At 65.6% G+C, this 8514-nt stretch carries 6 protein-coding genes and 1 tRNA gene; 5 read left to right on the top strand and 2 right to left on the bottom strand.

The window, feature by feature from the left end; genetic code table 11:
• Positions 1-493 precede the first annotated feature (493 nt).
• From ABN034_RS06455 to ABN034_RS06435, 5 genes are all read left to right on the top strand, one after another.
• Positions 494-910, top strand: coding sequence for an SDR family NAD(P)-dependent oxidoreductase (locus tag ABN034_RS06455; protein ID WP_349690048.1), 417 nt, complete (start codon positions 494-496; stop codon positions 908-910).
• Positions 911-1319: 409 nt separating this feature from the next.
• Positions 1320-1970, top strand: a complete 651-nt coding sequence (locus ABN034_RS06450) for a site-specific integrase (RefSeq protein ID WP_349690047.1) — start codon at positions 1320-1322, stop codon at positions 1968-1970.
• 449 nt (positions 1971-2419) lie between these two features.
• Positions 2420-2743, top strand: coding sequence for a circadian clock KaiB family protein (locus tag ABN034_RS06445; protein ID WP_349690046.1), 324 nt, complete (start codon positions 2420-2422; stop codon positions 2741-2743).
• Positions 2733-4214, top strand: coding sequence for a circadian clock protein KaiC (gene kaiC, locus ABN034_RS06440; protein ID WP_349690045.1), 1482 nt, complete (start codon positions 2733-2735; stop codon positions 4212-4214). Before ABN034_RS06445 ends, kaiC begins: the two co-directional genes overlap by 11 nt.
• Positions 4215-4717: 503 nt before the next feature.
• Complete coding sequence (locus ABN034_RS06435; RefSeq protein ID WP_502878974.1) at positions 4718-5161, top strand: Clp protease N-terminal domain-containing protein; 444 nt, start codon at positions 4718-4720, stop codon at positions 5159-5161.
• 185 nt (positions 5162-5346) lie between these two features.
• Here the strand turns inward: ABN034_RS06435 and ABN034_RS06430 are convergent.
• Both ABN034_RS06430 and ABN034_RS06425 read right to left on the bottom strand, forming a co-directional pair.
• Positions 5347-5423, bottom strand: a tRNA-Met gene (locus tag ABN034_RS06430).
• An 82-nt stretch (positions 5424-5505) separates the two neighbouring features.
• Positions 5506-8499, bottom strand: coding sequence for a UPF0182 family membrane protein (locus ABN034_RS06425; protein ID WP_349690043.1), 2994 nt, complete (start codon positions 8497-8499; stop codon positions 5506-5508).
• Positions 8500-8514: the final 15 nt, after the last annotated feature.

Below are 8514 nucleotides of genomic sequence, written 5' to 3'. Positions count from 1 at the left end.
CTGGGCATGGGTTCCTTGGGCCCCCCGCATCTGGTGATCAGGATGACAAGAGCCCGGTGAACCGAGAGGTTCACGCCGGGATCTGTGGGAGCCGGGGGGTGAAAATCCCCCCGGCCACCCGACTCCCTGACCGAACACGCCCAAGTCCTCTGTTGCCCATCAGACCGTGGGACGGCGGTGATCACGCGACACGTCTCGGACCGGGGGTCAGCAAGGGAACCCTGTCGACCCCGGTCCCGCGAGGCCGACCGCTCATGCGTGCACGCCGACGGAGAGGGGCTTTGATGCTGATGACCGCCACGCCCTCGGCCCTCGCCAGTCGCCGCCCTGTACCCGCTGCCCCGGCCCTTCATGGGCCGTGTTGTCAGCGGTAACCGGTCAACTGGCTCCTGACGTCGTGTCGATCGGGGCGCGTTGTTGCGTACGCGACGCCCCTCTCGTCAAGGAGGCGGAAACTCACCATAAGCGGAAGGGAAGAAGGGACGGAAAGTTCATGAGCAAGGTCTGGTTCTTCACTGGCTCTTCCCGCGGCCTTGGCCGCAGCTTCGCGGAGGCCGCTCTGGCCCGGGGCGACAAGGTGGCCGCGGCCGCCCGTAGTCGCGCAAGCCTTGACGAGCTGGTCGCCACGTATGGCGACGCGGTTCTTCCGCTTCAGCTGGACGTGACCGACAGGGTGGCCGTCTTCGAGGGCGTGAACCGAGCCAAGGAGCGCTTCGGCCGTCTCGACGTCGTCGTGAACAACGCGGGCACCGGCCTGTTCGGCGCCGTGGAGGAGCTGACCGAGCAGCAACTGCGAGACCAGCTGGAGACCAACCTGTTCGGCGCGCTGCGGGTCGTCCAGGCCGCGCTTCCCGCAAGCCCGATGGCGCCGGCCAGCAACGCCGGGGAACCCACGGTCAAGATGAGCTGATCATCACTCACGCTCCACCACGCGGGCGTCTCGCCGACCTCCCGAGGCTCACATCCATGCGCCGGGCGCGGTCGGCACCAGGGACGCGGAGGAGGCCCTGTGCCCATTCGTCCGGTCTCGCAGTCACGCTCAGAAGCCACGAGGATCCGCTCAGCGTAGCGCTTGGCTTGTGCGTGACTGGCAGGGAACGCCAGCGAACGTCGCTCCCGAGGAACACGACGACATCGCATGGTTCGGCCTCGAGGAGTTGCCTCCTCCAGCCCACATACTCGTGCGCACGCCTCTGGTGAATGCGATACGGAGCCACCGCGGCTGAGCTTCAACGCGCTGTCATCAGGGTGATCGAGCGGACAAGCGGCATGATCGGTCGTTCCAGCCACGAGGTTCGTGGCGACTGGCCCACTCCTCGATGTCCGTCCAGTACCGCCACCGCCGCCTCCACGGGCGCCGCCCCTCGCGGACGCGCCAGGCGAGCAAGGATCGCTTCCGGGCGCTGTGGGTCCTGGTCGCCACGACTGGTATGCGACGCTCGGAGCTTGCGGGTGTGGAACGGGACCTGGTGGACCTTGACGCGGGGGCACTGACAATCGAGCCCACCCGAGTTGTGGTCGACGGGAAGCCGCTCGATGAGGACGGGAAAACCGACAGCGGTAGGCGGACTATCTCGCTCGATGCATACACAGTGTCGGTCCTGCGGGAGCACCTCGCCATGGTCGACGAGGAACGGAAGGCATGGGGACGTAGCTACCCCAGCCATCGCAAAGTCTTCTGCTTCGAGGACGGGCGGTTGCTTCATCCGGACACGATCACGCGAAGGTTCAACCGGCTTGTGGACCGGGCAGGCCTACCGCGGATCACCCTGCACGGCGTACGCCACAGCTATGCCACGATCGCGATGGACAACGGAATCAACCCAAAGATCCTCAGCGAGCGGATCGGCCACTCCAGCGTCGGCTTTACGATGCAGACATATGTTCAGCGCAGCGAGGGGCGTGACAAGGACGCGGCAGCCATGCTTGCAAGGTTGATCATCAAGCTGCCGAGCAATCCGGAGACGTGACCAGGTTACTGGTCACAAGTTTGCTCCATCGGGATCGCCCGGCGCCGTCTGCTGTGTTGTCGCCTATCGGCTGCCGCCTTACGCAGCCTCGAGGCGAGGTCCGTTGGTCGGCTGCTTGCTGGCGCAGCTGCTCGCGAGCCTGCCGGGTGATGAGCACGAGGTCTGTCCCAAGCAAAGCGGGGACCTTTGCCCTCCACTCTCTTGGCAGCTCGTCGAGCAGCCTTGTGTGAGAGCGCGCGGCTCTTCTGCTGCTGGGAAGATTGGATATATACGACGCATTCGGACTTAAGGTCAAGGCACGGGCTGGTCTTCGCTGCCTTACGGTTCGATCTGCAGGGGGAGGTGGATTGGGTCCTGTGGCACCCGACCACCGCGCGGTCTGTCGAACGCCTCGTGGGTTGCTGTAGGGCCTCCGCCGATCTGGGTGAGCCGTTGGCTGGGTGGTGGTTGTGTCTGATGTGCCGTTGATCACTTACTCGTTCACGATCTATATGGCTGGCCAGGCACGAGAGTCGCAGGATGCGGAGGTCAAGCTGCGCGGGTTGTGTGAGTCCCGCCTTGCAGGTCCGTACGACCTGAAGGTCGTCGATGTGTTCGAGCAGCCAGAGGTTGCGGAGCAGGACGGGGTTGTCGTGGTGCCCACGGTGGTCCGCACGGGACCGTTGCCGCAGCTGCGGGTGATTGGTGACTTGTCCGATGAAGTACGCACCGCTGCGGGTCTGGGTTTTCCCGATCCGTTGATCGCGAGACGGCAGGATCGAGATGACGAATGATCTAGTCGAGAAGCTTCCCACCGGCATCAGAGGGTTCGATGAGATCGCCCAAGGTGGACTGCCTGCCGGGCGTTCAACCCTGGTAGCGGGCACGACGGGTTGCGGTAAGACACTTTTCGCGATGCAGTTCCTGGCTCGCGGTATCGAACTGTTCGACCAGAACGCCGTCTTCGTCACCTTTGAAGAAACCCCTGCTGACATTCGCAAGTCGGCGTCCTCGCTGGGAATGCCGATCCAACGGTGGGAGGACGAAGGTAAGTGGGCCTTCGTCGACGTGTCCAGCGAAGTCAGCGATGCGACAAGCACCGTGGGAACCTATACGCTCACCCCCGTCGTGGCGCGGATCGAGGCTGCCGTCCGCAGCGTTGGGGCTGCGCGTGTGGCGCTGGACTCGATCGGTGCCGTCTTTGCCCGCTACCCCGATGTGCGGACAGTCCGAGACGAGGTGCTGCGGTTTATCAAGGGCGTGAACAGTCTGGGGGTGACCTCGGTACACACATCCGAACGCCTCGCTGACTACAACGGGATATCCCGGCTCGGCGTAGAAGAGTTCGTCTTCAGCAACGTTGTACTGTTGCGGAATGTGCTCGACGCCGAACGGCGCCGCCGAACCATCGAGGTAGTAAAGTTCCGCGCGGCGCCCCACCGGACCGGCGAATGGCTGTTCACCATCGATGCTCGGGAAGGCATCGTGGTGATCCCGCTGGTGCTCGTCGCGCCATCTGAACGGGCATCGCAGACGCGGGTCTCGTCTGGCATCCCCAAACTCGACGAGATGTGCGGCGGCGGGTTCTACAAAGACGCGACCATCCTGCTCACCGGACCCACCGGCAGCGGAAAAACGCTGACCAGCCTTACCTTCACTGACACCGGCTACCGTGCCGGCGAGCACTGCATCCTCTACACGTTCGACGAAACCCGCGACCAGCTGGCACGAAACGCCGCTGGCTGGGGATTCGACCTCGACACCATGCAGGCCTCCGGACTCGTCCAAGTCAGGGCAGAACCTCCCGAGCTCGCCTCCTTGGAGGACCACTTCCTGGCCATCCGTCGAAGTGTCGAGCAGGAGCGCCCGATCCGTGTGGTCATCGACACGCTGTCCTCCTTGGAACGGATCGCCACTCCCCGAGCACTGCTCGACTTCGTAATAGCGCTTGGCTCGCTGCTGCGCGAGCACGAGATCACCACACTCCTTACCTCCGCACCACCCAGCCCGACCGCCCGCACATTCACACCCGCCGCCGCGTTGGAGGTCGGCAGCCTCGCCGATGTCTCGATCATGCTGCGCTACGTCGAGACCGGCGGCGAGATCCAACTCGCAATCGCCGTGCTCCAGACCCGCGGCTCCGCCCATGACCGCCACATCCGGCAGGTCACCATCGACTCCGAGGGCATGCACATCGGCGACCAGCTCAACGTCCGCTCAGACCACATTCCCGCCGGAACATTCCTCCCTGTCTCCCAGCGCTAGCCCGGCCAGATCCCGCCATTCAACGACGACCGGGATGAGCAGCTTAGGAAACCTACATCTATGGCGCCGAGAGACTCGATGAGCTCGATCGCCGGTGTGAGCGGCGAGGCTGGGGCGGCCGGGAGTACCCCGCGATACCGTCGCCGACTGTTGCAGATCGTTGAGTCACACTGGGGGTCAGTCCCGTGGGGCGGCCATCCGGCGAGGACCAGGTACGGGGTGTCCTGGGCCGAACGGCCGCCCCGGAAACGCCGGCCAACTCGATCGCACCCGTGGTCTGGGGAGAGCGACGTGAATGCAGCGGCCTCTACGGCGAGGTCCACGCCCGGAGGACCATGGCCCGAGCCTTGCCTACCAAGCGCTCGGACCGTCCCGACAACCTCGGGTATCACAATTCGGACCTTTCAGCAACGAACGGCTGAGGTGTCCGACGCCTGGGCGGCAGGCGTAGCGTGTGACGGGATCACGGTCTACCGATCGCGTCTGTCTGAAAGCGGTCGAGCATGTTCGAAACTTTCACCAGAGATGCCAGGTTGGCTCGGTACCTGGCCGAGGAACGATCAAAGGCCGATGGCCTGGTGCGCGCCGACGCAGCCCACCTCCTTCTCGGCCTGCTCGCCATCGACGATGGCCTAGCCTGCAAGGCGCTGACCGACATGGGCGTACCTCCAGCCGTCCTCCGCCATGAGGTCGCCGACGAGATCACGAGCAAGGGCGTCAGGCAAACCGAATCCAATGAAGCCGGGGATCCTGCGACAGTCGTCGGGATCCTGGATCGGGCTGTACAGGAAGCGCGCACCCTTGGCCACAACAGGGTGACCTCCGGACACATGCTGATCGGACTAGTGGATCACGAGCGATGCCCTGAGGCGCAGCTCCTGGCACGCCACGGCATCGACCCTCCACGGATACGCCGGAAGATCGTCGAGCTGATCCGCACCTCATAGCCAGTGCCTCACGATCGGCCGCCGTTCTCCATAGCGCACTCGGCGGACTACCCTCGATCAGCCGACTGTGACCAACCTGTTGGCCGGGTACACCTAGGGCCGCCCGCAAGGGCCTGGTCACAAGTTTGGTCACATCGAGACTGAAAACGCCCCCGGAGAGATCAGGTCTCCGGGGGCGTTTTGCCTGGTAGCGGGGGCGGGATTCGAACCCGCGACCTCTGGGTTATGAGCCCAGCGAGCTACCGAACTGCTCCACCCCGCGTCGCCTGGACAAGAGTACGGGGATGGCTGGAGAACAGCAAATCGGGTCAATCCCCGCACCAGCCATCCCCGGCTGGCCTGCCTCAGCCCGCATCCGGTTCGTGTGGCTCCGTGCCGGTCGCGGGTGCTTCGGGCGAGGGGGTGGCGCCGTCCTCGGCACCGCCCTGCCCGCCGCGACGGGCTTCCGCTGCCCGGGCGACGGCCGCCTGCGCGCGTTCCACGGCTTCGGCGTAGGCGCTGAGGTCACCCTCCTTCAGGGCAGCCTCGGCCTCCTCGAATGCCTCATTTGCTGCGGCCAGTTCGCGCGCCACTGCGTCGGAGGTAGGCGGTGCGGGCGTCTCGCCAGGCTCCTCCGGCGGTTGCTCGCTGCCGGGGTTCTCGCCGGTGTCGGCGCCCGCGTTACCGGCGAACACCATGTCGAGCGCATCCTGCAGTGTCGGCCCGACTCCGATGCCACCCCCGAACGACGCGAGGACCAGCCGCATCAGCGGATAGGCCGCGTCACCGGAACCGCGCTGGACGTAGACCGGCTGGACGTAGAGCAGACCGCCTCCGACCGGGAGCGTCAGCAGGTTGCCCTTCTGGGCCTGGCTGTCACCACGGGTAAGCGGCAACATGGCGTCGGCCACCCTGGTGTCGGAGTCGAGCTTGTTCGCGATCTGGCTCGGCCCGTCGATCTGGGTCTCGTCGAGTTGGAGCACCTGGATCTTGCCGTAGTTCTTCGACGTGGCGTCGGCGTTGACGGCGACGAAGGCGGCGAGGTTCTCCCGGTTGAAGTAGATGTAGGTCGACGTCAACGAGAACTCCGGCCCGTCCGCTCCCGGCATCTGCACCGACAGGTAGTACGCCGGCTGCTTGGTGGCGTCCTGCGCGCCCTTCGTCGGGTCTGCCGGGACCTTCCAACGCTCGGTGCCCTGGTAGAACGCGCCCGCGTCCGTCACGTGGTACTGCGCAAGCACCTCGCGCTGGATCTTCATCAGGTCCACCGGATAGCGGACGTGGTCCATCAGCGCCTTGGGCATCGCGTCCTTGGGCTCGACGGTGCCGGGGAACGCCTTCATCCAGGTACGGAGGATGGGATCCTTCTCATCCCAGGCGTACAGCTTCACGCTTCCGTCGTAGGCGTCGACGGTCGCCTTCACCGAGTTGCGGACGTAGTTGAGCCGCTCGCTCGGTTGCCCCACGATCGCCGGCTGCGGCGTGAGTGACGTGGAAGTCGCGTCGTTGAGGAGCAGTCGTTGAGAGAGCGGGTAATTCTCCGACATCGTGTAACCGTCGACGATCCATTTGACCCGGCCACCGACGATGGCGGGATAGGGGTCGGAGTCGACGTTGAGCCACGGCGCGACCTTCTGCACGCGCTGCCGGGGGTTGCGGTCGTAGAGGACCTTCGACTCGGAGTTGATCCGCGACCGGTTGAGCAGGATGTTGAAGTCCTGGAACTTCGTCGCGTAGAGCAGCCGGTTGCCGAATGACCCGAGCGGCACTCCGCCGTCACCCTGGTAGGTGTTGGTCGACTGGGTGTCGGCGCTGCCGCCCGGGATGTCCAACTCGACCGGCTCGCTGCCCTTGGGGGCGCCGACGATGGAGTACGGCGGGGACGACTCACCGAAGTAGATCCGCGGCTCGTACTTCCCGAGATCGCCCCGGCTGGGAATGCCGCCCTCCATCCACTGCGGACTGCCCTCGCTGGTCCGCTGGTTGCCATATGCCGCGACGACGCCGTGACCGTGGGTGTAGACGGTGTGGTCGTTGTTCCAGTTGCGCTGGTCGGCGGGTACGCCGTCGAGGTTGACCTCGCGGACCGCGACCACGGCGTCGCGGGTCTCCCCGTCGACGGTGTAGCGGTCGACGTCGAGCGCCGGCTCGGCGAAGGAGTAGAACCCACGGACCTGCTGCAGCTGTTCGAACGTCGGACCGACGATGGCCGGGTCGATCAGACGGACGCCGGGAAGGGTCTCGGCGTCGTTGGCGAGCTGGCCTTCGCTCGTCGTCGTCTCGGCTTCGTACCTCGTGACCTTGGTGTCAGAGACGCCGAACGCCTTCCGGGTCGCGTCGATGTTGCGCTGGATGTAGCTCGCCTCGCGCACCGGCTCGTTGGGACGGACCTGGACCTGCTGCACGATCGCGGGCCACGCCCACCCGAGCAGGGCCGCCGAGAGCACGAGCAGGCCGAGGCCGAGACCGGGCAACATCCAGGTGCGGCGTACGACATTGGCGAAGAACAACACCGCGCAGATCGCCGCGATGAAGGTGAGGATGGTCTTGGCCGGTACGACCGCGTGCGCGTCGGTGTAGGTGATGCCGGTGAAACTCGAGTTCGACATCTGGTGCGCCGCGACCACCAGGCCGTAGCGGTCGAACCAGTAGGCGACGGCCTTCAACAGAACGAACAGCCCGAGGAGCACCGAGATGTGCGCCTGCGCCGCGGCGGACGCCTTCTGGCCCTGGGTCTGCAGCCGGATCCCGCCGTAGAGATAGTGCGCGACCAGGGCCGCCACCAGCGACAACAGGATGATCGCGAAGCCGAATCCGATCAGGAAGCGGTACCACGGATAGCCGAACACGTAGAAGGACACGTCGAGACCGAACTGCGCATCCTTGGTGCCGAAGCTCGTCGCGTTGCTCCACTGCAGGAACGTCTCCCAGCGCCCCGACGCGCTCGAGCCGGCGATCAGGCCGAGGAGACCCGCCACCACACCGGCGATGAGCTTGCGGTGCGGGTCGATGACGTCGCGGTAGCGGTCCAGCGTCTGCTGCTCGTTGGACATCGTGCGGTAGCGCGGCCGGAGCCGGTGCGCGAGCGCCAGGTTGGCGAAGACGACCGCCCCCAGGACGACACCGAAGGTGACGAACATGCCCAACCGCGTCAGCAGCGTGGTCGTGAACACCTGGGAGTAGTCGACCGAGCCGAACCACAGCCGTTCGGTCCAGAAGCTCGTGAAGACGGCGAAGACGGCGGCCAGGACCACGAGGACGATGATCGTCGGCACGAGCGCCCTGGTACGGACGTTGCCGCCGCGAGGGCCCGAGGGTCCGCGCCGGAAAGGATCGCGCGGTGCGGAGAAACTGCTCACGTCGTCATCGCTCCT

The sequence above is a fragment of the Actinopolymorpha sp. B11F2 genome, assembly GCF_040195635.1.
In the GTDB taxonomy this organism is placed as follows: domain Bacteria; phylum Actinomycetota; class Actinomycetes; order Propionibacteriales; family Actinopolymorphaceae; genus Thermasporomyces.
Note: the sequence above shows the minus strand (reverse complement) of the source record. Positions and strands in the feature narration are given on the sequence as shown.